This is a genomic window from Mycobacterium sp. 852002-30065_SCH5024008 (assembly GCF_001665645.1).
Taxonomy (GTDB): domain Bacteria; phylum Actinomycetota; class Actinomycetes; order Mycobacteriales; family Mycobacteriaceae; genus Mycobacterium; species Mycobacterium paraffinicum.
The window spans coordinates 128,964-150,252 of sequence record NZ_LZSZ01000087.1 but is presented as its reverse complement, the minus strand read 5'-3'; the positions used below and the strand labels follow the sequence as shown (position 1 = coordinate 150,252).

The following is a 21,289-nucleotide window of genomic DNA, read 5'->3' as shown; positions in this document are numbered from 1 at the left end:
GTGACGAACGTCGGACCCGGTTTTCCCAGCGACGAAGCGCCCGAAGGTGACGCCGCGGAACAATTGCAACCAGTCGACTTCGACGACGAGGTCGGCCTGGACACCGAGTATCTGTCCGCTGCCGACCGCGAGGCCAACGAGGCCGACGTGATCGAGCAGGCCTACGTCGTCCCCACCGAGGACGAGTGGGACGAACGCTGACCCGCCCGCCCGCGAGTGGCCGTGGCGGCGGCTGCCACGATCGACGGGTGACCGCTGATCTCCATGTGCACCGCTACGGCCCGCCGGGTCCGGTGCGAGTGCTGGCGCTGCACGGGTTGACCGGTCACGGGCAGCGGTGGCAGCAGTTGGCCGGCCTGTTGCCCGAAATCACCTTCGCGGCACCGGATCTGATCGGTCACGGCCGGTCATCATGGGCGGCGCCGTGGAGCATCGACGCCAACGTCGCGGCGATGGCCGCGCTGCTCGACGGCGAGGCCGAGGCACCGGTGCTGGTGGTGGGGCACTCCTTCGGCGGCGCGCTCGCCATGCAGCTGGCCGCGATGCGGCCGGACCGGGTGGCGGCGCTGCTGCTGCTGGACCCGGCGGTCGGATTGGACGGCGCGTGGATGCGCCAGATCGCCGACGCGATGCTCGCCTCGCCCGACTACCCCGACGCCGAGGAAGCGCGCCTGGAAAAGCTGCACGGCTCGTGGTCGGACGTCGACCCCGCGTTGCTCGACGCCGAGATCGACGAGCATCTGATCGAGTTGCCGGGTGGCCGGTACGGCTGGCGGGTGAGCCTGCCGGCGATGATGTCGTACTGGAGCGAGCTGGCCCGCGACATCGTGTTCCCGCCGGCCGGGACGCCGACGGTCCTGGTGCGGGCCAAGCGCACCTCGCCGCCGTACGTCGGCGACCAGCTCATCGCCGGGCTGCAGGACCGGTTGGGATCGGATTTCCGGCTGCTGGATTTCGACTGCAACCACATGGTGCCCTACGCCGCGCCGGCGGAGGTCGCCGCGCTGACGCGCGAGCTGCTCGAAGCCCGCTGATCGTGGCGCCGGTGACCGACGAGCAGGTCGAGCGGGTGCGCGCGCTGGTCGCAGCGATTCCGCCCGGCAGGGTCGCCACCTACGGCGACATCGCCGACGTCGCAGGGCTTTCCAGCCCGCGCATCGTGGGTTGGATCATGCGGACCGACTCCTCGGACCTGCCGTGGCACCGGGTGATCACCGCCTCGGGGCGCCCGGCGCCTCATCTGACCACCCGGCAGCTGGAGCTGCTGCGGGCCGAGGGGGTCCTGGCCACCGACGGCCGGATCGCGTTGCGCGAGGTTCGTTACGACTTCCGGCGCTAGAGCACCAGACGCACCAGCGCCGCGGTGCGGGCCAGCCCGGGAAACGCCTCGGCGGTCGACCGCGGGTGCAACGCATGGACCGCCAGGCGGAACATCAAGGCGCGCAACAACATCTGGGGCCACTCCGGCAGCGCGTTCCAACGTTCGATGAGTCCGTCGTCGGCCTCGCCCCAGGACAGGGCGTCGACGACGACGACACCGGCCGCCCACGCCGCTGGCCGCCAGTACGGGGTGATGTCGGTGATGCCCGGGGCGGCGGTGCCGATGAAAAGCACTGTCCCGTAAAGGTCTCCGTGCACCAGCTGGTTCGGGCTCTTGGTCGGCCGGCGCAGGGTGGCCAGCTGATTGATCAACTCCACCGACCGCTCGGCGTCGGCCGTCGGCGGTGCCGTCCGGGCGCCCGGGGGCACCGAGGCCAACGGCCGTTCCTCCCAGGCGGCGCGGTCGGCGGCGATGAAGATGTCCACGTCGCCCCACGGCGCGGTGGGGCCCTGGGTCAGAAATCGGGGCCGTTCCAGTTTGCCGGTCGCCTCGTGCAGGCGCACCGCCGCCGAGACGACCTCGTCATGCCGCGGTTCGGGGGTGCCGGCGACGAAGGTATCCGCCCGCCATCCCGAAACCACGTATCGCCCGTCCGTCGAGCGGACCGGCCGGGCCAGCCGAACACCGTCGACGAACAGCGTCTCCCGCACCCGGGCCGACCAAGCCGCCCGCGCGTGGTCGGCCACCAGCGACAGGACGACCTCACCGCAGCGCCAGCCGCCTTCCCAGCTAGCCCCCAGATAGACGGGCTTGACGCCGGTCAAACCAAACGCCGTTAGCACATGCTCCGGCGGTGGTTCGACATTCACACGGGTAGCCTAGACGAGGTCACCTGCGGTGATCGCGAGCGCGGCGACGCCGGGCGCGGCGGGTCGCCGCCGACAAACCACGACGTATTGGGTCAGTACATCACCATGTCGGGTTGCATCTGCTGCGCCCACGCCACGATGCCGCCCTGCAGGTGCACCGCGTCGGGGAATCCGGCCTTCTGCACCGCCACCAGCGCCTCGGCCGAGCGCACCCCCGTCTTGCAGTACAGCACCGGCATGCGGTCCTGCGGCAGCTTTGCCAGACCCTCACCGGAGTTGATCGACGACTGCGGGATCAGCTGGGCCCCGTCGATGTGCACGATGTCCCATTCCGCGCGCTCACGAACGTCGATCAACGCCAGTTTCTTTCCCGAATCCAGCAATTCGCGCAATTGCCGCGGGGTGATCACGGAGCCGGTGACAACCGGGCCGGCGTCATCGGACGCCACACCGCAGTACTGCTCGTAATCGATCAGCCCGGTGATCTTCGGCCGGAAGGCGTCGTCGGGGTCCCTGCGGATCGTGATGGTGCGATAGGACATCTCCAGGGCCTCGTAGATCATCAACCGGCCCAGCAGCGATTCGCCGATCCCGGTGATGAGTTTGATCGCCTCGGTGCCCATCACCGACGCGATGGAGGCGCAGACGATGCCCAGCACACCGCCTTCGGCGCACGACGGCACAGTGCCGGGTGGCGGCGGCTCCGGGTAGAGGTCGCGGTAGTTGAGGCCCCGCCCGCCCGGCGCGTCCTCCCAGAACACCGAGACCTGCCCCTCGAATCGGTAGATCGATCCCCACACGTACGGCTTGCCGGCCAGCACGGCGGCGTCGTTGACCAGATACCGGGTGGCGAAGTTGTCGGTGCCGTCCAGGATCAGGTCATACTGCGAGAACAGGTCGACGGCGTTGCTCGAGTCCAGCCGGAACTCGTGCAGACGCACCCGGACCAACGGGTTGATCGCGGCGATCGACTCGCGCGCGGACTGCGCCTTGGAGCGCCCGACGTCGGCCACGCCGTGGATGATCTGGCGCTGCAGGTTGGAGTCGTCGACGACATCGAAGTCGACGATGCCGATCGTGCCGACGCCGGCCGCGGCCAGGTACAGCAGCGTCGGCGCGCCGAGCCCGCCTGCGCCGATCACCAGCACCTTCGCGTTCTTGAGCCGCTTCTGCCCGTCGACGCCCAGGTCGGGAATGATCAGGTGGCGGCTGTAGCGGGCCACCTCATCGCGGGTCAGCTCGTCTGCCGGCTCCACGAGAGGCGGCAACGGTGTCGGCACCCACTCCTCCTCGGTCTCGCGTTGCGGTTGTCCACCACCATCACAGCAGCCGCCGAAGTGGACGGCAATGAATTCAACTTGCCGAGCGTCGGGCTACGGCTAGGCGATCGGGAACGGCCACGGGTTGAATCGGCAGGTCTTCCCGTCGGCCTTGACGAAATCCGGGTCGAATTGGGCGGCATCGTTGTTCGACGTGGAGAAGGTCTGCTGCATCATCACCGGCGCCAAAGCGCCCTGCTGCTCACACGGCTCGTGGCGCACGTACCCGATGGCGTGGCCGACCTCGTGGTTGATCACGTACTGGCGATAGGAGCCGATGTCCCCCTCGAACGGGACCGCCCCGCGCACCCAGCGCGCCTCGTTGATGAAGACCCGCGATTGCCGGTCCTTGCCGAATGAGGGGTTGTAGCAGGAGGTCTCGAGCCGGAATTCGTAGCCACACCCCTCGCGGACCGTCACCGGCGACACCAGTGAGATCCGGAAGTCGGGCTTTCCGTTGTCGATCCTGACGAACGCGAACTGCGGGTTGTGCGTCCAGCCCTTGGGGTTGGCCAGCGTCTGGTCGACCATCTGCGCGAACGCCTCGTCGCCGCCGATCATCGTGGGGTCGATGCCGTCCTCCACCTCGACGGTGTAGCGAAACACCCGTACGGTGCCCTGACCGATCTGCGGCGTCGTGCCGGGCACCACGTGCCAGGTCTTCTCGCCCGCCTCGGTGAACGGGCCGCCGTCCGGCAGCGTCCCCGCCGGCAGGTTGGCGTCGAACGCCGCGAGCCCGCGCGGTGGCGCGTCGATGATCGAGGTGCCCACGGCCTCCATCGCCTGCGGACTCTGGATGGGCTGGTTCGCCGTCGGCTTCACCGCGCTGGTGCCCGTCACCGTCTGATAGATGACCACCGCGGTGAGCACCGCCAAGACCGGCAGCGCGTATGCGCGCCAGCCGTAGGTGGATACGAACCGTCCCAGCCACGTCTGTTTGCGCCACTGGCGCGGCCGCTCCCGGTCGGCCCGGGTCCGTCCGCCGTCGCGGGCGATCGGGTCACGCAGCGCCCGTAGCGGTTCGCGCCACTCGTCCCGCAGCACCGGGACGCGACCGGTGCCGCGCGAAGGCCGCTGGGACGTCATTGCCCCAGGATTACACAGTCGGCAGCGGGGCCGTCCTTGGCGCGCCCGAATGCTCCGCCCGACACCACTTTCTGCCAGCCACGACGGCGGCGACGACGGTCACCGGGACGACGCGGGTAGTAATGTCTCTCGCAACGAGCCGAGCGCGCTGGCCAGTTGTGCCGGCGGCCGGTTGCCGACACATCAGATGAGGACTCGATGAGCGAACTCGCCAAGGCCGGGGCGCGGCGTGCCGTCAAATCGACCGACCGCAGTCGGCCCGGGGACGGCATCGCGGCTTCGAGCCGGCGCGGCAACCGGTTGCCCCGAGATGAGCGTCGCGGTCAGTTACTCATCGTCGCCAGCGACGTCTTTGTCGATCGCGGCTACCACGCGGCCGGCATGGACGAGATCGCCGACCGGGCTGGAGTCAGCAAACCGGTTCTGTATCAACACTTTTCGAGCAAACTCGAGCTCTATCTGGCCGTGCTCGCCCGGCACGTCGAGAACCTCGTCTCAGGCGTACAGCAGGCACTGAACACCACCACCGACAACCGCCGGCGGCTGCACGCCGCGGTGCAGGCGTTCTTCGACTTCATCGAGCACGACAGCCAGGGTTACCGGCTGATCTTCGAGAACGACTACGTCACCGAACCCGAGGTGGCCGCGCAGGTGCGCGTCGCCACCGAATCGTGCATCGACGCTGTGTTCGCCTTGATCAGCGAGGACTCGGGGCTCGACCCGCACCGCGCCCGGATGATCGCGGTGGGATTGGTGGGCATCAGCGTCGACTGCGCGCGCTACTGGCTCGACTCCGACCGCCCGATCTCGAAGGCGGACGCCGTCGAGGGCACCGTCGCGTTCGCCTGGGGCGGGCTGTCACACGTGCCGCTTACTCGCCTTTAGCGCCCTTGCCGGTGAGCTTTCCGACTTCGGCGCCGATGCCGAAGCCGACCCGGCGCGCGTCGGCGGGGCCGATCTCGACATAGGCGATCTTGCTGGTGTGCACGAGGAAGCGACGTCCCCGCTCGTCGTTCAGCCTCAGCAGGCCCGGTCCCTCACTCAGCGCGGCGCTGACCAGCTCTTCGACTTCGGCCGGCGTCTGCGCACTGGAGAGGACCAGCTCGCGCGGACTGTCCGTAATACCGATCTTGACCTCCACGGTCACCCCTTCCATAGGTATTGAAGTCGACAGACCTGTCAGCTGCAGGCTAGTGGACGCGGCGGGCCCGCTGCGGCGACAGCCCCCGGCATGCGGTTCGCGCTGAGCGAAACATCGGTCGCGAGCAGATAACGATTAGCTTGCGACTGGGCCCAGACCCGGGTCCGCAGCCCGGTTCGTGTTTTCACATGGCTACCTTCGGCCCCATGGGTACCACACTGGCCGATCTCGACGAGGTCCGGGACTACCCCGAAGACCAGACCGACGAGCTCTACGGAGCCGACGCCTACCCCGAGGGCGACTACACCTGGACCGGCTGGCCGGCCGAGCTTCGCTGGCGTCCGGTCACGGCGATCCTCGGCGCCGTGGTGGCCGTCGGCGCGATCGCGACCGCCGTCATCATCAACAGCGGCGACAGCGCGTCGACCAAGGCCACCGTGGCACCGGCCCCCCAACCGGTGACGTCCGCGCCGGCGACGACGAGAAGCTCCGTCCCGCCCAGCGCCCAGCCCAACCCCTCACGCACGGCGTTGCCGCCCGAAACGGTCACCACGGTGACCACGCCCAGCGCGTTCCCGAGCCTGGCGCCGACCGGAACGCCCACCGCCGCTCCGCCCCTGACGCTGACGCCCCCGCCGGCCGCGCTGAACCCGCGCACCGTCGTCTACAGCGTGACCGGCAGCAAGCAGCTGCTGGACCTGGTGAACATCGTCTACACCGACGGGAGCGGCTACTCCCAGACCGAGTTCAACGTGTCGCTGCCGTGGACCAAGGCGGTGATCTTGAGTCCGAGCATCCAGAACCCATCGGTCGTCGCGACCAGCTTCTACGGCCGGCTCAACTGCTCGATCGTCAACGCCGCCGGTCAACTGGTGGCCGCGTCGACCACCAACTCGAGCCTGGCGACCTGCGCGCGCTGAGCGTCAGCTCAGACCCAGTTCGTGCATCCGCCGGTCGTGGGTGTGCTGCAACCGGTCGAAGAACGCGTTGAGCTGGCCCAGGCCCCCGGCGCCCGACATCACCAGGTCGACCAGCTCGTCGTGGTCGGCCAGCAGGTACTGAGCCTGCGTGATCGCCTCACCGAACAGGCGGCGCGACCACAGCGCCAGCCGGCTGCGCTGCTTGCCGCTGGAGGTCACGGCGGCGCGCACCTCGGCGACGACGAACTGTGAATGCCCCGTCTCGGACAGCGCCGACCGCACCACGTCGGCGATCTCGTCGGGTAGCCCGTCGGCGATCTCCAGGTACAGGTCGGCGGCCAGGGCGTCGCCGACATAGGTCTTCACCAGGGCTTCCAGCCACGTGCTGGGCATCGTCAGCCGGTGGTAGTTCTCCAGCGCCGAGACGTACTTCGACATCGCCTTCACGACGTCGACGCCCCGGCTTTCCAGGGCATCGCGCAGCAGCTCGTAGTGCTGCATCTCGGCGGCGGCCATGCTGGCCATGGAAATCCGTCCGCGCAGGTCGGGGGCCATCCGCGCCTCGTCGGTGAGCCGATAGAACGCGGCGATCTCGCCGTATGCCAAGACCGCGAACAACTCGTTGACGCCCGGGTGGTCGGCCGACAGACGCGGGGCGGGCGAATCGTCCACCTGGTCGGCTTCCAGTTCGGCTTCGGAGGGCTGGCAAGAGGGCCGGGTCATGGCAACACTGTAGTCGGCGGACCCGGCGCTAAATGGGCGCCAGCTGTCGACCAGCTATCATGTATCTAGATAGCGGCTGTATTTCTTTTTCCAAGCCGCTATCGGCGAAATGTGCGTGCACAGCTGGCCCGCCCAGATTGGGCAGGGGCCCGCGACTCGGCGACGTATTCGGAGTCGGACCTCGTGCGCGCGTGACCGCGACAGAGAAACACCGACACAATCCGATACGTCACCGAAAGGCTTACAACCCACGCATGAGCGCACTCACCAGCACAACTGAATTGACTTTTGCCAACCTCGGCGTTCGCGACGAAATCGTCCGCGCCCTCGCCGAAAAGGGCATCGAACGCCCCTTTGCCATCCAAGAACTGACCATGCCGCTGGCGCTCGCCGGCGACGACGTGATCGGCCAGGCCCGCACCGGCATGGGCAAGACCCTCGCCTTCGGCGTGCCGCTGCTGAACCGCATCACCTCCGGAGTCGGCGTGCGGGAGCTCAACGGCACACCACGGGCCCTGGTCGTGGTCCCGACCCGTGAGCTGTGCCTTCAGGTCACCGAGGACCTGGCCGCCGCGGCCAAGTACCTCACCGCCGACGAAGGCCGGCGGCTGTCCGTCGTCTCGATCTACGGCGGGCGGGCCTACGAGCCCCAGATCGAGGCGCTGCAGGCCGGCGCCGACGTCGTGGTCGGCACCCCCGGCCGGCTGCTCGACCTGGCCCAGCAGGGCCACCTGCAGCTGGGCGGGCTGTCCATGCTGGTCCTCGACGAGGCCGACGAGATGCTCGACCTGGGCTTTTTGCCCGACATCGAGCGCATCCTGCGTCAGATCCCCGAGGACCGGCAATCCATGCTGTTCTCGGCGACCATGCCGGGCCCGATCATCACGCTGGCCCGCACCTTCATGAACCAGCCCACCCACATCCGGGCGGAGGCGCCGCATTCGGCCGCCACGCACGACACCACCGAGCAGTTCGTCTACCGGGCCCACGCGCTGGACAAGGTGGAATTGGTGAGCCGGGTGCTGCAGGCCGAGAGCCGCGGCGCGACGATGATCTTCACCCGCACCAAGCGCACCGCCCAGAAGGTCGCCGACGAACTGGCCGAGCGCGGCTTCAAGGTGGGCGCCGTGCACGGCGACCTCGGGCAGATCGCCCGCGAGAAGGCGCTCAAGGCCTTCCGCAGCGGCGACATCGACGTGCTGGTCGCCACGGATGTGGCCGCCCGCGGCATCGACATCGACGACATCACCCACGTCATCAACTACCAGATCCCCGAGGACGAACAGGCCTACGTGCACCGCATCGGCCGCACCGGCCGCGCCGGCAAGACCGGTATCGCCGTCACCCTGGTGGACTGGGACGAGCTGCCCCGCTGGTCGATGATCGACAAGGCGCTGGGCCTGGAGTGCCCCGAGCCCGCCGAAACCTACTCGAACTCGCCGCACCTCTATGAAGAGATGGGCATCCCCACGGACGCGGGCAGCGCCATCGGCTCGCCGAAGAAGCCGCAGGGCCAGCGCCGCGCCAGCGAGCGCGACGGCCAGAAGGCGGACCGGGGCGGGCGTGCCCGCTCCGGCGCACCGCGACGGCGCACCCGCGGCGGCCAACCCACCACCGCACATGCGGGCGGGAATGCCGCGGCCGGCGCCACCAACGGCGAAGCCGCCGCGGAAGCGCCCGGTAACGGCGGGACCAGCCGCCGCCGTCGGCGCCGCAAGCCCGCCGAAGCCGGCGCAAACGCCAGCTGAGTCGCCCGCCCGGATGGTCAGACCCGAACGCCGGACCAAGGGCGACGTCTTGGCCGCCGCGGCGATAGCGGTCGTTGTCGCCGCCGTCGCCTCGCTGATCTGGTGGACCAGCGACGCCCGGGCCACCATCAGCCGGCCGGCCGCCGTTCCGGCGCCCAACCCGACACCGGCCCGACAGGTCCCTGCCGCGCTCAAGGAGCTGTGGACCGCGTCGAGTCCGGCCACCACCGCGCCGGTGGCGGTCGGCGGGACGGTCATCACCGGCGACGGCCGCCGGGTCGACGGGCGTGACCCCGCCTCCGGCCAGTCCCGATGGAGCTACGAGCGCGACACCGACCTGTGCGGGGTCTCCTGGGTGTACCACTACGCCGTCGCCGTCTATCGGGACGACCGCGGGTGCGGGCAGGCGAGCACGCTTGACGGGTCCACGGGTCGCCGCGGGCCCGCCCGCAGCGGCTACTCCGACCCGCACGTGCAGCTGTCCTCCGACGGCACGACGGTGTTGGCGGCCGGCGACACCCGGCTCGAGCTGTGGCGCTCCGACATGGTCCGGATGGTGGCGTACGGCGAGACGGACGCCCGGGTCAAGCCCACGGCACGCGGGCTGCACTCCGGCTGCAAGCTGGTCTCGGCGGCGGCCAGCTCGTCGGCGGTGTCGGTGCTGGAGAGCTGCGTCAACCAGGCCGACCTGCGGCTAGTGCTGCTGCGGCCCGGCAAGGACGATGACGAGCCTCAGCAGCGCATCGTGGCCGAACCCGGGATCAGGGCGGATTCGGGCGCCCGGGTGCTGGCCGTCTGGGAGAGCAACACCGCGGTGTACCTGCCGTCGCCGCAGCCCCGGGTGGACGTGATCGACGAGACCGGCACCACCGTGTCGAGCACACTGCTGCCCAAGCCGCCGACGAGCCCCGGTGCCGTGGCACACGCGGGCAGCCTGATCACCTGGTGGACCGGCGATTCCGTCATGGTCTTCGAGACGGGCAACCTGTCGCTGCGCTACACCATCGCCGCAGGCGCCACGACGGCGCCGCTGGGGCCGGGCGCGATGATGGCGGGCCGCCTGCTGGTGCCGGTCACCGGCGCGATCGGGGTCTACGACCCGGTCAGCGGCGCCAACGAGCGCTACATCCCGGTGAACCGGGCGCCGAGCACACCCGGACGGGCGGTGGTCCCGGCCGTCGCGGGCTCCCAGGTGTTCGAGCAGCGGGGCAACACCGTCGTGGCCCTCGGCTGACCGCAGCCGCGAGCCGGAACTACACCTCGACGGCGAGCGTCGGCAGCGGCTTGCCGGTCTTCCAGTGCTTGAGCAACGCCTTCGCCAGATCGGCGTAGGCCGACGCACCCTTGTTCTTGCGCCCGGCCATCACCGACGACCCCGAGGCGCTGGCCTCGGCGAAACGCACCGTGCGCGGTATCGGCGGGGCCAGCACCGGCAGGTTGTAGCGGTCGGCGACGTCCACCAACACGTCCCGGGTGTGGGTGGTCCGCGAGTCGTACAGCGTCGGCAACGCGCCGAGGAGCCGCAGCTCCGGGTTGGTGATCTGCTGGACATCGGCGACCGTGCGCAGGAACTGGCCGACTCCACGGTGCGCGAGCGTCTCGCACTGCAGCGGCACGATCACCTCGTCGGCGGCGGTCAGCCCGTTGAGGGTGAGCACACCCAGCGACGGCGGGCAGTCGATGATGACCACGTCGAAGTCGTCGGAGAGCTTCGCCAGCGCGCGTTTGAGCGCGTATTCGCGGCCGGCGCGCATCAACAGCATCGCCTCGGCTCCCGCCAGGTCGATGTTGGCCGGCAGCAGCGTCATTCCCTCCATGGTGGTGACCAGCGCGGCGTTGGGCTCGACCTCGCCGAGCAGCACCTCGTGCACCGACACCGGGAGTTTGTCGGGATCCTGACCGAGCGAGAAGGTCAGGCAGCCCTGCGGATCGAGGTCGACCAGGAGCACCCGGAGTCCCTCGTCCACCATCGCTGCGCCCAGCGAGGCGACCGTCGTCGTCTTGGCTACGCCGCCCTTCTGGTTGGCCACTGCCAGTACCCGGGTCTTAGCAGCCATAGGCGCGGCTCTCCCCTCTGCATCGTTGCCATGCGGTCAACAGTGCCCATCCTGGCACGTTCGCTCGCCACACGCTGCGGCCGACGTGCCCGGCATGTCGTCCGGCAGAATCGGTCGATATGGGCTTGCACAATCATCGACTGGTCCTGCTCCGCCACGGCGAGACCGAGTGGTCGAAATCCGGCCAGCACACGGGCCGGACCGACCTCGAGCTGACCGACACCGGCCGCGTTCAGGCCGAGCTGGCCGGCCGCGTCCTGCGAGAACTGAACCTCACCGACCCGTTGGTGATCAGCAGCCCGCGCATCCGCGCCCTGACCACCGCGAAGCTGGCCGGCCTCGCCGTGGACGAGGTCTCTCCCCTGCTCGCCGAATGGGATTACGGCTCCTACGAGGGGTTGACGACGCCGCAGATCCACGAACAGGTGCCCGATTGGCTGGTCTGGACGCACGGCTGTCCCGGTGGCGAAAGCGTGCAGCAGGTCAGCGACCGCGCCGATCGGGCGGTCGCGTTCGCGCTGGACCACATGAGCTCACGCGACGTGGTGTTCGTGGGGCACAGCCACTTCTCCCGTTCGGTCATCACGCGCTGGGTGGAGCTGCCGCTCGTCGAGGGCAGCCGCTTCTGGATGCTGGCCGGCTCCATCGCGGTGTGCGGTTTCGAGCATGGCGTGCGACAGCTCGCCGCGCTCGGATTGACCGCCCAGCCGCAGGCGATCAAACCCGGGTGAGCGCCCAACCGCCGTTCGCGCTGTGCGGACCGAAGCAGAGCCTGGTCGCCGCGGGGGTGCGGGAACGCTACCGCGACGTGGCGGTGGCGCAGGACGCGCTGCGTTCGGGCTCAGCCGCAATAGTGTTGGGCGCGTTGCCTTTCGACGTGAACCGGCCCGCAGCGCTGCTGACGCCCAACGCGGTGCGGCGCACCGACGGCCCGCCCGACTGGCCGACCGGCCCGCTGCCGCCGGTGCGTATCGCCGCCGCCGATCCGTCACCGGCCGACTACCGCAGTCGCATCAGCCGGGCCCGCGATCAACTCACCGCCCCCGACAGCCTGCTGAGCAAGGTGGTGCTGTCCCGCGCGCTGCGGCTGGTCGCCGACGCCCCCCTGGACGCCCGCGTCATCCTGCGCCGGCTCATCGCCGCCGACCCGGCCGCCTACGGCTATCTTGTCGACCTGACCGCCGCCGGCGATGACTACGCCGGTGTGGCGCTGGTGGGCGCCAGCCCGGAACTTCTGGTGGCGCGCAACGGAGATCGAGTCACGTGCCGGCCGTTCGCCGGTTCGGCGCCCCGCGCCGCCGACCCGGACGTCGACGCCGCCAACGGCGCCGCGCTGGCCGGTTCGGCCAAGGATCGGCACGAACACCAGTTGGTCATCGAAACCATTCGGGCCGCCCTCGAGCCGCTGTGCGACGAGTTGACGATCGCCGCCGAGCCCGAGTTGAGCCGCACCGCGGCGGTGTGGCACCTGTGCACACCGATCAGCGCCCGGCTTCGCGATACGTCCACCACCGCAATCGATTTGGCCCTGGCGCTGCATCCCACCCCGGCGGTCGGCGGGGTGCCGACCAAGGCCGCGGTCGAGCTCATCGCCGAGTTGGAAGGCGACCGCGGGTTCTACGCGGGGGCGGTCGGCTGGTGCGATGCCCGGGGCGACGGCCGCTGGGTGGTGTCCATCCGCTGCGCCCAGCTGTCGGCGGACCGCCGCACCGCGCTCGCACGATCCGGTGGCGGCATCGTCGCCGAATCCGACCCCGACGAAGAAGTCGCGGAAACCACAACGAAATTCGCGACGATCCTCAACGCATTGGACGTCGAGCAATGACCATTCGCCGCGCCGCCCCGGAAGACGCCGCCGCAATCACCGGAATGATCCACGAACTGGCGGAATTCGAACACGCCGCCGATCAATGCACGGTCACCGAAAAGCAAATCGCGGCAGCACTTTTCGGAGCCATCCCGGCGGTGTACGGGCACGTCGCGGAAGTCGAGGGCGAGATCGCAGCGATGGCGCTGTGGTTTCTCAACTTCTCCACCTGGGACGGCGTGGCGGGCATCTACCTCGAAGACCTGTTCGTGCGGCCGGGATTTCGCCGCCGCGGCCTGGCCCGCGCGCTGCTGGCGACGCTGGCGGCCGAATGCCTCGACAACGGCTACACGCGGTTGTCCTGGGCGGTGCTGAACTGGAACGCCGACGCCCTCACGCTGTACGACGGCGTCGGCGGCGAACCCCAGCGCGAGTGGACCACCTATCGGCTGTCCGGCCCCCGGTTGGCCGAGTTGGCGGAATCGCGCTGATCGCCCGCGGCCCAACGCACGCCCGCGGGGCTGAAGAGCAGGCCCAACACGCTCAGCGCCACAATGCCAGCGGGAATCCCGAAGCCGGGCCGATGCGAGTCCACCGTCAGGTACCACGCCACCGGCAGTAACAGCAGCTGGGTGATCACGGCCAGCCCGCGTCCCCAGCGCTTGCCGACCGTCAGCGCCCGTCCGGCGGCCAGCACCACCGCCCCGACCAGAACGAAAAACACCGCCGTGCCCAACCCGTTGACCACGCGCTGGTCGGCCCCAGCGACGCCCCGCACCACCAGCACCGCCGCCACCACCAGCGCGGCCAGCCCTTGCACCACCACCAGGAGCCCAGCGCCGCGCACGGCGGCTGGAGCGGCCCCTGGGTTGCGGCGGAAAACTGTCACCCGCGTCAGCGTAGTCACCCCGGCCGCCGAGGAGTTCCCCACAGCGTGGCCTTAACCGGCCCGCATAAGCTCGTGCTTCATGCGCGCCGTGCTGATCGTGAACCCCACAGCCACCACCACCACCCCGGCCGGTCGCGACCTGCTGGCGAACGCGCTCAAGAGCCGCCTAGAGCTCACCGTCGAACACACCAGTCACCGCGGTCACGGCACCGAACTCGCCGAGAAAGCGGTCGCGGACGGCGTCGACCTGGTCGTGGTGCACGGCGGCGACGGTACGGTGAGCGGGGTGGTCAACGGCCTGCTCGGGCGTCCCGGCGCGGTTTCGGGGCACTCCGGCCCGGTGCCGGCGGTCGCGGTGGTTCCCGGCGGTTCGGCGAATGTGCTGGCGCGGTCGCTGGGGATCTCGCGGGACCCGGTGGCCGCCACCAACCAGCTCATCCAGCTCCTCGACGACTATCGCCACCACCACGCCTGGCGCCGCATCGGCCTGATCGACTGCGGTGAGCGGTGGGCCGTGTTCAACACCGGCATGGGGGTCGACGCCGAGGTGGTGGCCGCGGTCGAGGCCGAACGCGACAAGGGCGGCAAGGTCACGGCCTGGCGCTACATTCGCGCGGCGGTGCCCGCCGTGTGGGGCTATACGCGCCGCGAACCGATGCTCACCCTTGAACTGCCCGGCCGCGAACCCATCACGGGGGTGAGTTTCGCGTTCGTGTCCAACTCCAGCCCGTGGACGTTCGCCAACGAGCGGCCGGTGTGGACCAATCCCGGCTGCACCTTCGAGTCCGGGCTGGGCGTGTTCGCACCCAAGAGCATGAAAACGATCCCCACCCTTCGCATCGTGCGGCAGATGTTCGCTAAGCGGCCCAAGTTCGACTTCGACCACCTCATCACCGAGGACGACGTGCCCTGCTTGCGCGTCACCTCGACCGGCGGCCCGGTCGCCTGCCAGTTCGACGGGGATTACCTCGGCGTGCGCGAAAGCATGACGTTCAAAGCGGTACCCGACGCGCTGGCGGTGGTAGCACCTCCCCAGAAAAACACCTTCTGAGCTGCGCAAACGCAGCGACCGCCGGCCACGCGGCGAAGTTTTTCCTCGTGAGTGGCCGGTGAGTGTAGTACAACGGAGTAATGGCCCGACTACGGAACGATCGAAGTGAGATAGCCCACGAGCGAACTCGAGGCTATTGACATCTGTTGGGCCTGTGAAACGATCAAAAGGTTGCATGCAGGAATTTAGATAGGGGTACGGACCCTTTTCTTGTGCACGCGTTAACAGCCGAAGAAAATTGGCCGTGCGCCTTGCTGCGCACTCAGTGAGGAGTAGGACGTATGGATTGGCGCCACAAGGCGGTCTGTCGCGACGAGGACCCGGAGCTGTTCTTCCCGGTAGGGAACAGCGGCCCGGCGCTCGCGCAGATCGCTGACGCGAAACTGGTCTGCAATCGGTGCTCGGTGACCACGGATTGCCTGTCGTGGGCCCTGAACACCGGCCAGGACTCGGGCGTCTGGGGCGGCATGAGCGAAGACGAGCGGCGCGCACTCAAGCGTCGCAATGCCCGGACGAAGGCCCGTAGCGGAGTCTGACTCAGTCAGAGCAAACAGTGCGGCCTCGACGAAAGTCGGGGCCGCACTGTTGTGTGGGGCGCACTTTGAACGCCTAGATGGCCAGTCGGGCCCGCCGGCCGATCGGTACCCGCAACACCACGTCGGTGCCGCGAGCCGGGGCTTGGCGCATGCCCAGCGTGCCGTCGAGTTCCGCAGACACCAGCGTCCGCACGATCTGCAGGCCGAGGCTGTCGGACGTCTCCAGGTTGAAGCCTTCCGGCAACCCGCGGCCGTCGTCGTGGACAACGACGTCGAGCCAGCGCGCCGAACGCTCGGCGCGGATGGTCACCGATCCCGCTTCGACCGCAGGATCGAACGCGTGCTCGATCGCGTTCTGAACCAGTTCGGTGATCACCATGATCAGGGCCGTCGCCCGGTCGGAGTCCAGCACGCCGAGGTCGCCGACCCGGTTGATCCGGATCGGCCGGTCCACTGACGCCACGTCGTTCATGATCGGCAGAATCCGGTCGATGACCTCGTCGAGGTTGACCTGTTCGTCGACGGACATCGAGAGCGCGTCGTGCACCAACGCGATGGACGAGACCCGGCGCACCGACTCGATCAGGGCTTCGCGCCCTTCGGCGTTGACCGTCCGGCGGGCCTGCAGGCGCAGCAGTGCCGCCACCGTCTGCAGGTTGTTCTTCACCCGGTGGTGGATCTCGCGGATGGTGGCGTCCTTGGAGATCAGGGCCCGGTCGCGGCGCTTCACCTCGGTGACGTCCCGGATCAGCACGGCGGCACCGGCGCTCGCGCCGTCGACCACCAACGGGAGCGTCCGCAGCAGCACCGTGGCGCCGCCGGCGTCGACCTCCATGCGCATGCTCTTACCACCGGCCAGCAGGTTCAGGACGTGCTCGGCCAGCTCCTGCGCCTCGAAGGGGTCCGAGATCAGCGGCCGGGTCACCTTGACCAGGCTGCGGCCCTCCAGCTCGGACGTCAGGCCCATCCGGTGGTAGGCCGACACCGCGTTGGGGCTGGCGTAGGCGACGACGCCGTTGACGTCCAACCGGATGAAGCCATCGCCCGCCCGCGGGGTGGAGCGGGACATGACCACGTCGCCCACGTCGGGGAAGGTGCCGTCGGCGAGCATGTGGACCAGATCGCCGGCGCATTCCCGGTATGCCGTCTCCAGGTGGCCGGACGTGCGGTCGGCCGCGACGGCCGTCTGATGCCGGGTGAGCACGGCCACCACCCGGCCGCCGTATCGCACCGGGGTCGCCTCGACGTGCGGGCCGGGCAGCCACGAATCCTGTTGGCCCGCATCGCCATCCCGCTGGGCGGTGCCGGACTCGAAGGTCTCGGCGACCAGCGCCAGCCGGTCGGCGGCGACGACACTGCCCACCGAGTCGGTGACGAGCACCGTGGGCGCGGTGTTCGGCCGGCACTGCGCCACACACACCAACATGCCGTCGTCGCGGCGAACCCACATCAGATAGTCGGCGAACGACAGGTCCGCCAGCAGCTGCCACTCCCCCACGACCGCGTGCAGGTGGTCCACCGCGTTGCCCGGCAACACGGTGTGTTCGGCAAGCAGATCACCGAGAGTCGACATCACTCACTCCCCGGGCCATTCCCCGGCAGCAGACAGGACGGTCCAAACTTTTCCGCGGCCTAGCTGATCACAGCAATCAGGTCGCCCGCCTGGATGACATCGCCCACCGCGACGCTCACCTTGCTGATGGTGCCGTCGACCTCAGCCAAGACGGGAATCTCCATCTTCATCGACTCCAGCAGCACCACGATGTCGCCTTTGCCGATCTGGTCACCCTCGTTCACTACGACTTCGAGCACGCTGGCCACGATCTCGGCGCGCACATCCTCGGCCATCTTCACCCCACTCGTTTCGGCCATTGCGCAGGCTGGCTACTGGTCCATCAAGCTTTCGTCAGGCTCACGTACATCGAACCACAGGAGGGGTCGGGACCGCGGCGCACGGGGCGTTGTGGCCGGGCGGGTCTTTCGTGAGAGACTGTGCGGCAGGCTGACGGGCGCCGGGCGCCCGGATCAATGACCAAATCAATGGAGGTTCGACCCATGGCCAAGCGTGGCCGTAAGAAGCGCGACCGCAAGCACAGCAAAGCCAACCACGGCAAGCGGCCCAACGCCTGAGGACCCGCTACTGCGTCTCGCGGATGATGGTGGTCCGCCGGATCTCCAGCCGTAGCCGCTCGCGCAGGCCGTCGGGGGCCTTCTCGCCTCTGCATTTGGTGGCGATCAACGCCTTGATCCGCTCCTCGAGGCCGTAATGCTTGAAGCAACCGGGGCACGCCTCCAGGTGGCGGCGCAGCTGGTCCCGCGACTCCGGGGTGCATTCACCGTCGAGTAGGAGCCAAACCTGGCGGATCACCTCGGCACAGCCGACCGCGCCGTGGTCGTCGTCATTAGGGCACGTGTCGCCGGGGCTGGAGAACTCACTCATGACGACACCTCCTCGTGCGCCTGGTGGCCGCGGTTGAAGCCCCGCTCCTTGGCCACGTCAGCCAGCAGCCCACGCAGTTGACGCCGGCCGCGGTGTAGCCGTGACATTACCGTCCCGATGGGCGTGTCCATGATCTCGGCGATTTCCTTGTACGGAAAACCCTCGACATCGGCGTAGTAGACGGCCATCCGGAATTCTTCCGGCAGCGCCTGCAGCGCTTCTTTGATCTCGTTGTCGGGCAGCGCCTCGAGCGCCTCGACCTCGGCCGAGCGCAGCCCGGTGGACGAGTGCTCGGCGTTGGACGCCAGCTGCCAGTCAGTGATCTCTTCGGTCGGGTATTCGGCCGGCTGGCGCTGCCTCTTGCGGTAGCTGTTGATGTAGGTGTTGGTCAGGATCCGGTACAGCCAGGCCTTGAGGTTGGTGCCGGCCCGGAACGAGCGGAACCCCGCGAAGGCCTTCACCATCGTCTCTTGCAGCAGGTCTTCGGCGTCGGCGGGATTGCGCGTCATGCGCAGCGCACCGCCGTAGAGCTGGTCCAACAGCGGAATCGCGTCGCGCTCGAAGCGCGCCATCAGCTCGGCGTCCGTCTCCGGCGGTGCGGGATCGGGAATCTCCTGTGCTGTTGCGCCGTCTGTGTCGGCCATGTCGATTACCCCGGTCCCTTCTGCTGCGGTGTCGCCGGGCAGCACCGAAAGCGCCACCGGGCTTGCGAGAAAGCAAGCCAACTGCTCGGCACCCGTTGGACTGTCCAACAGGCTCGTCGCCGCTGACACCAAACCGCTCCTCCCAATCTAGAGGCTGCCACCGACAGTGTCTGCCCGGGTGCGCCCACATAACATCAGAGACCGACTCTTTTAACAGCGTTAACGGACGCGCTATTTCCGGGCCCCATCCGGCCCATGGCGGCAGGACGTTAATGTGACGCCATGTCCCTCAACGGCAAGACCATGTTCATCTCCGGCGCCAGCCGCGGTATCGGCCTGGCGATCGCCAAACGCGCCGCACAAGACGGTGCCAACATCGCCCTGATCGCCAAGACGGCCGAGCCGCACCCCAAGCTGCCGGGCACGGTGTACACCGCCGCCAAGGAGCTCGAGGAGGCGGGCGGTGCGGCCCTGCCGATCGTCGGGGACGTCCGCGATCCGGAGTCAGTCGAGTCGGCGGTGGCCAAGACCGTCGAGCAATTCGGCGGCATCGACATCTGCGTCAACAATGCGTCGGCCATCAACCTGGGGTCCATCACCGAGGTGCCGATGAAGCGGTTCGACCTGATGAACGGCATCCAGGTGCGCGGCACCTACGCCGTGTCGCAGGCCTGCATCCCGCACCTGAAGGCCGCCCAGAACCCGCACATCCTGACGCTGTCCCCGCCGGTGCTGCTCGGCAAGGAGTGGCTGAAGCCGACCGCGTACATGATGGCCAAGTTCGGCATGACGCTGTGCGCCTTGGGAATCGCCGAGGAGATGCGCGAGGCGGGTATCGCGTCCAACACGTTGTGGCCCCGCACGCTGGTGGCCACCGCCGCGGTGCAGAACCTGCTCGGCGGTGACGAGGCGATGGGACGCGCCCGCAAGCCCGAGGTGTACTCCGACGCGGCCTACGTCATCCTCAACAAGCCCGCCCGCGAATACACCGGCAACACCCTGCTGTGCGAGGACGTGCTGGTGGAGTCCGGCGTCACCGACCTGTCGGTCTACAACTGCGTGCCGGGCGGGCAGCTCGGCGTCGACTTCTGGGTGGACGGCGTCAACCCGCCGGGGTACTCGGGGCCGTAGTCGGGTTTCTGTCGTGGCTCGCGCCGCCACGCCCGCGCTGGCCGCGTTGACGAAAGCCGGTGTGCCGCACGAGGTCATCACCTTCGACCACGATCGGCGGGAACGCTCGTTCGGCGTCGAAGCGGTGCACGCGCTGACGGAACGCGGCGTCGCACCCGAGCAGATCTACAAGACCCTGGTCGTCGCGGTGCCGGGCGGGCTCGCGGTCGCGATACTGCCGGTGCCGGACCGGCTCTCGCTGAAGGCGGCCGCCGCGGCGCTGGGCGTGGCCAGCGCCGGCATGGCCGAGGCCGCCGCCGCCGAGCGCGCCACCGGCTACGTCGTCGGCGCCGTGTCGCCGTTCGGGCAGCGCAAGGCCCTGCCGACCGTCGTGGACGCCGGCGCCCTGGCCTGGGATCGGGTGTACTGCAGCGCCGGCCGGCGTGGCTGGGACGTGGTGGTTTCACCGCAGGACCTGATCCGGTTGACCAATGCGATCACCGCCCACATCCGCGCGTAGCCGCGCGAGAGTAGCGCCATCGCGAAAACCGGGTCGAATTCTCGCCGTCGCGTTACGCTCCCGCCATGACGACGAAGCGATCCCGCGGCGCGACGATTGTCGCCGCCGGTGTGCTGGCTTTCTCCGGGCTGATGACGATCGGTGTGGGCACCGGCAACGCCGACACGATCCAAACCGAGGGCAACTACTCTACCCGGGCAGCTTGTCAGGACGCCGGGCCCGGCGTGAAGGCCAGCACTCCGGGCAACTGGAATAACTTCTGGTGCGTGCCGGATCGCAACGTCAACGGCAACTGGAAGCTGGTTCTCAGCAACTAAAGCAAGGTCGCCTGCTCGGGCTCCGGGCCGGCCGGCTCGAGTAGCTGGGGCCCGTTGTTGCGGACGTTGTTGACCAGCGTCGACACCTCGCGCATGCGGATGCCGCGCACGTCGGGCGAGTGGGCCAGCAGCTTTTCGTCGACCGGGGCGTCCGGATCCAGCCAGCGGTCCCACTCCCGCTCCGGGACCACCAGCGGCATCCGATCGTGGATCTCCGCCAGCTCGCCGGGTGCGTCGGTGGTGATGATCGTGCAACTCAGCAGCGGCTGAGCATCTTTGGCCGGTTTCCAGACCGACCACAGCCCGGCCATGAACAGCGGCTCGCCATCCTCGCGGTACATGAAGAACGGCGTCTTGCGCGACTTCTTGCCCGCGACGGCGTCGTTGACGCGCCATTCGTAATAGCCGTCCATCGGGATCAGGCACCGCTTCGACTTGGCGCTCGACCGAAAGGCGGGCGAGGTGGTGACCTTGTCCGCGCGGGCGTTGATCAGCATCGGGCCCTTGGTCTCGGGCGCCCCGTCGGAACCGGCTTTGGCCCACGGGGGCACCAGGCCCCAGCGCATCAGCCGCACCCGGCGGGTGGGCTGGTCGTCGGGGTCGGTGTGCCGGCTCACGACGGTCGCGATGGTCGACGTGGGGGCCACGTTGTAGTTGGGCGCCCCGGCACTTTCGGAGGCGCCGGTGGCCTCGTCGATCGCCTTGATCTTCTGGGCCAGCAGCGCCGGATCGGTGGTGACCGCGAACCGTCCGCACATACCTTCCATGGTGGCAGAAGCCGGTGACACGCC

28 protein-coding genes are annotated in these 21,289 nt (G+C 68.9%); 16 read left to right on the top strand and 12 right to left on the bottom strand.

The genetic code is table 11. The features are described from left to right. Genes A5781_RS11985 through A5781_RS11975 form a run of 3 tightly spaced genes read left to right on the top strand, consistent with a single transcriptional unit; the run spans position 1 to position 1,339 of the window. Positions 1 to 201, top strand: a complete 201-nt coding sequence (locus A5781_RS11985) for a hypothetical protein (protein ID WP_067205533.1) — start codon at positions 1 to 3, stop codon at positions 199 to 201. 47 nt (positions 202 to 248) lie between these two features. Then, entirely contained in the window at positions 249 to 1,034 is a 786-nt protein-coding gene (locus A5781_RS11980; protein ID WP_067205530.1) for an alpha/beta fold hydrolase, read from the top strand. Between the two features lie 2 nt (positions 1,035 to 1,036). Continuing rightward, complete coding sequence (locus A5781_RS11975; RefSeq protein WP_067205527.1) at positions 1,037 to 1,339, top strand: MGMT family protein; 303 nt, start codon at positions 1,037 to 1,039, stop codon at positions 1,337 to 1,339. On the opposite strand, the gene A5781_RS11970 is transcribed toward A5781_RS11975, so the two are convergent. The 3 genes from A5781_RS11970 to A5781_RS11960 all read right to left on the bottom strand — a co-directional run bounded on the left by A5781_RS11970 (position 1,336) and on the right by A5781_RS11960 (position 4,595). Beyond that, positions 1,336 to 2,190: a TIGR02569 family protein gene (locus A5781_RS11970; protein WP_067205519.1), complete on the bottom strand. Its 855-nt coding sequence runs from the start codon at positions 2,188 to 2,190 to the stop codon at positions 1,336 to 1,338. The two genes, A5781_RS11975 and A5781_RS11970, sit on opposite strands and share 4 nt — an antisense overlap. A gap of 92 nt (positions 2,191 to 2,282) precedes the next feature. Continuing rightward, positions 2,283 to 3,470 (bottom strand): adenylyltransferase/sulfurtransferase MoeZ, encoded by a 1,188-nt coding sequence (moeZ, locus tag A5781_RS11965; RefSeq protein WP_067205517.1) that lies wholly within the window; start codon positions 3,468 to 3,470, stop codon positions 2,283 to 2,285. Between the two features lie 99 nt (positions 3,471 to 3,569). Continuing rightward, on the bottom strand, positions 3,570 to 4,595 hold the full coding sequence (locus A5781_RS11960; RefSeq protein WP_197503800.1) for a DUF3152 domain-containing protein: 1,026 nt from the start codon (positions 4,593 to 4,595) through the stop codon (positions 3,570 to 3,572). A 198-nt stretch (positions 4,596 to 4,793) separates the two neighbouring features. Between A5781_RS11960 and A5781_RS11955 the strand changes: the two genes are divergently transcribed. Beyond that, positions 4,794 to 5,480, top strand: a complete 687-nt coding sequence (locus A5781_RS11955; protein WP_066956131.1) for a TetR/AcrR family transcriptional regulator — start codon at positions 4,794 to 4,796, stop codon at positions 5,478 to 5,480. Here A5781_RS11955 and A5781_RS11950 read toward each other — a convergent pair. After that, entirely contained in the window at positions 5,467 to 5,736 is a 270-nt protein-coding gene (locus A5781_RS11950; RefSeq protein WP_067205619.1) for a DUF3107 domain-containing protein, read from the bottom strand. The genes A5781_RS11955 and A5781_RS11950 overlap by 14 nt on opposite strands. A 206-nt stretch (positions 5,737 to 5,942) precedes the next feature. Here A5781_RS11950 and A5781_RS11945 point away from each other — a divergent pair, with 206 nt between their 5' ends. After that, positions 5,943 to 6,656: an MmpS family transport accessory protein gene (locus A5781_RS11945; protein ID WP_067205510.1), complete on the top strand. Its 714-nt coding sequence runs from the start codon at positions 5,943 to 5,945 to the stop codon at positions 6,654 to 6,656. A 3-nt stretch (positions 6,657 to 6,659) separates the two neighbouring features. Here the strand turns inward: A5781_RS11945 and A5781_RS11940 are convergent, their stop codons facing one another. After that, positions 6,660 to 7,379: a ferritin-like fold-containing protein gene (locus A5781_RS11940; RefSeq protein WP_067205507.1), complete on the bottom strand. Its 720-nt coding sequence runs from the start codon at positions 7,377 to 7,379 to the stop codon at positions 6,660 to 6,662. Positions 7,380 to 7,633: 254 nt separating this feature from the next. Between A5781_RS11940 and A5781_RS11935 the strand changes: the two genes are divergently transcribed. Beyond that, positions 7,634 to 9,127, top strand: coding sequence for a DEAD/DEAH box helicase (locus tag A5781_RS11935; protein WP_067205504.1), 1,494 nt, complete (start codon positions 7,634 to 7,636; stop codon positions 9,125 to 9,127). Between the two features lie 13 nt (positions 9,128 to 9,140). Next, entirely contained in the window at positions 9,141 to 10,361 is a 1,221-nt protein-coding gene (locus tag A5781_RS11930; protein WP_067205500.1) for a hypothetical protein, read from the top strand. A gap of 19 nt (positions 10,362 to 10,380) precedes the next feature. Here A5781_RS11930 and A5781_RS11925 read toward each other — a convergent pair whose 3' ends face one another. Further along, positions 10,381 to 11,184: a ParA family protein gene (locus A5781_RS11925; protein ID WP_067205496.1), complete on the bottom strand. Its 804-nt coding sequence runs from the start codon at positions 11,182 to 11,184 to the stop codon at positions 10,381 to 10,383. Positions 11,185 to 11,303: 119 nt separating this feature from the next. Between A5781_RS11925 and A5781_RS11920 the strand changes: the two genes are divergently transcribed. From A5781_RS11920 to A5781_RS11910, 3 genes are read left to right on the top strand one after another with little or no spacing between them, the layout of a single operon-like run. Continuing rightward, positions 11,304 to 11,915, top strand: a complete 612-nt coding sequence (locus A5781_RS11920; RefSeq protein ID WP_067205493.1) for an acid phosphatase — start codon at positions 11,304 to 11,306, stop codon at positions 11,913 to 11,915. Next, positions 11,912 to 13,009, top strand: a complete 1,098-nt coding sequence (locus tag A5781_RS11915; RefSeq protein ID WP_067205489.1) for an isochorismate synthase MenF — start codon at positions 11,912 to 11,914, stop codon at positions 13,007 to 13,009. The genes A5781_RS11920 and A5781_RS11915 overlap by 4 nt, the downstream gene beginning before the upstream one ends. Beyond that, the gene (locus A5781_RS11910; protein ID WP_067205486.1) at positions 13,006 to 13,482 is read left to right on the top strand and encodes a GNAT family N-acetyltransferase; all 477 of its coding nucleotides are present in this window, start codon (positions 13,006 to 13,008) and stop codon (positions 13,480 to 13,482) included. Before A5781_RS11915 ends, A5781_RS11910 begins: the two co-directional genes overlap by 4 nt. Here A5781_RS11910 and A5781_RS11905 read toward each other — a convergent pair. Then, positions 13,434 to 13,880: a hypothetical protein gene (locus A5781_RS11905; RefSeq protein ID WP_067205483.1), complete on the bottom strand. Its 447-nt coding sequence runs from the start codon at positions 13,878 to 13,880 to the stop codon at positions 13,434 to 13,436. The genes A5781_RS11910 and A5781_RS11905 overlap by 49 nt on opposite strands. 79 nt (positions 13,881 to 13,959) lie before the next feature. On the opposite strand from A5781_RS11905, the gene A5781_RS11900 reads away from it, so the two are divergent. Beyond that, on the top strand, positions 13,960 to 14,931 hold the full coding sequence (locus tag A5781_RS11900; protein WP_067205480.1) for a diacylglycerol kinase family protein: 972 nt from the start codon (positions 13,960 to 13,962) through the stop codon (positions 14,929 to 14,931). Between the two features lie 281 nt (positions 14,932 to 15,212). Further along, positions 15,213 to 15,467, top strand: coding sequence for a transcriptional regulator WhiB1 (gene whiB1, locus A5781_RS11895; protein ID WP_067205475.1), 255 nt, complete (start codon positions 15,213 to 15,215; stop codon positions 15,465 to 15,467). 73 nt (positions 15,468 to 15,540) lie between these two features. Here whiB1 and A5781_RS11890 read toward each other — a convergent pair whose 3' ends face one another. Together A5781_RS11890 and A5781_RS11885 are read right to left on the bottom strand one after the other, a co-directional pair. After that, positions 15,541 to 17,040: a sensor histidine kinase gene (locus A5781_RS11890; RefSeq protein ID WP_067205472.1), complete on the bottom strand. Its 1,500-nt coding sequence runs from the start codon at positions 17,038 to 17,040 to the stop codon at positions 15,541 to 15,543. Positions 17,041 to 17,099: 59 nt separating this feature from the next. Then, complete coding sequence (locus tag A5781_RS11885) at positions 17,100 to 17,315, bottom strand: biotin/lipoyl-binding carrier protein (protein ID WP_066956294.1); 216 nt, start codon at positions 17,313 to 17,315, stop codon at positions 17,100 to 17,102. 207 nt (positions 17,316 to 17,522) lie between these two features. On the opposite strand from A5781_RS11885, the gene A5781_RS26550 reads away from it, so the two are divergent. Then, positions 17,523 to 17,597, top strand: a complete 75-nt coding sequence (locus A5781_RS26550; protein WP_011728008.1) for a 50S ribosomal protein bL37 — start codon at positions 17,523 to 17,525, stop codon at positions 17,595 to 17,597. 7 nt (positions 17,598 to 17,604) lie between these two features. Here the strand turns inward: A5781_RS26550 and rsrA are convergent, their stop codons facing one another. Both rsrA and A5781_RS11875 read right to left on the bottom strand, forming a co-directional pair. Beyond that, positions 17,605 to 17,907: a mycothiol system anti-sigma-R factor gene (gene rsrA, locus A5781_RS11880; protein WP_067205468.1), complete on the bottom strand. Its 303-nt coding sequence runs from the start codon at positions 17,905 to 17,907 to the stop codon at positions 17,605 to 17,607. Beyond that, on the bottom strand, positions 17,904 to 18,551 hold the full coding sequence (locus A5781_RS11875) for a sigma-70 family RNA polymerase sigma factor (RefSeq protein WP_197503806.1): 648 nt from the start codon (positions 18,549 to 18,551) through the stop codon (positions 17,904 to 17,906). Before A5781_RS11875 ends, rsrA begins: the two co-directional genes overlap by 4 nt. A 282-nt stretch (positions 18,552 to 18,833) precedes the next feature. Between A5781_RS11875 and A5781_RS11870 the strand changes: the two genes are divergently transcribed. The 3 genes from A5781_RS11870 to A5781_RS11860 all read left to right on the top strand — a co-directional run bounded on the left by A5781_RS11870 (position 18,834) and on the right by A5781_RS11860 (position 20,498). Continuing rightward, positions 18,834 to 19,682 (top strand): NAD(P)-dependent oxidoreductase, encoded by an 849-nt coding sequence (locus A5781_RS11870; RefSeq protein ID WP_067205464.1) that lies wholly within the window; start codon positions 18,834 to 18,836, stop codon positions 19,680 to 19,682. A 13-nt stretch (positions 19,683 to 19,695) separates the two neighbouring features. After that, a complete protein-coding gene (locus tag A5781_RS11865) occupies positions 19,696 to 20,181 on the top strand; it encodes a YbaK/EbsC family protein (RefSeq protein ID WP_067205460.1) in 486 nt (161 codons plus the stop codon). A 65-nt stretch (positions 20,182 to 20,246) separates the two neighbouring features. Continuing rightward, on the top strand, positions 20,247 to 20,498 hold the full coding sequence (locus A5781_RS11860; RefSeq protein WP_067205456.1) for a hypothetical protein: 252 nt from the start codon (positions 20,247 to 20,249) through the stop codon (positions 20,496 to 20,498). Here the strand turns inward: A5781_RS11860 and A5781_RS11855 are convergent. Continuing rightward, positions 20,495 to 21,256 (bottom strand): SOS response-associated peptidase, encoded by a 762-nt coding sequence (locus tag A5781_RS11855; protein WP_067205453.1) that lies wholly within the window; start codon positions 21,254 to 21,256, stop codon positions 20,495 to 20,497. The two genes, A5781_RS11860 and A5781_RS11855, sit on opposite strands and share 4 nt — an antisense overlap. Positions 21,257 to 21,289: the final 33 nt, after the last annotated feature.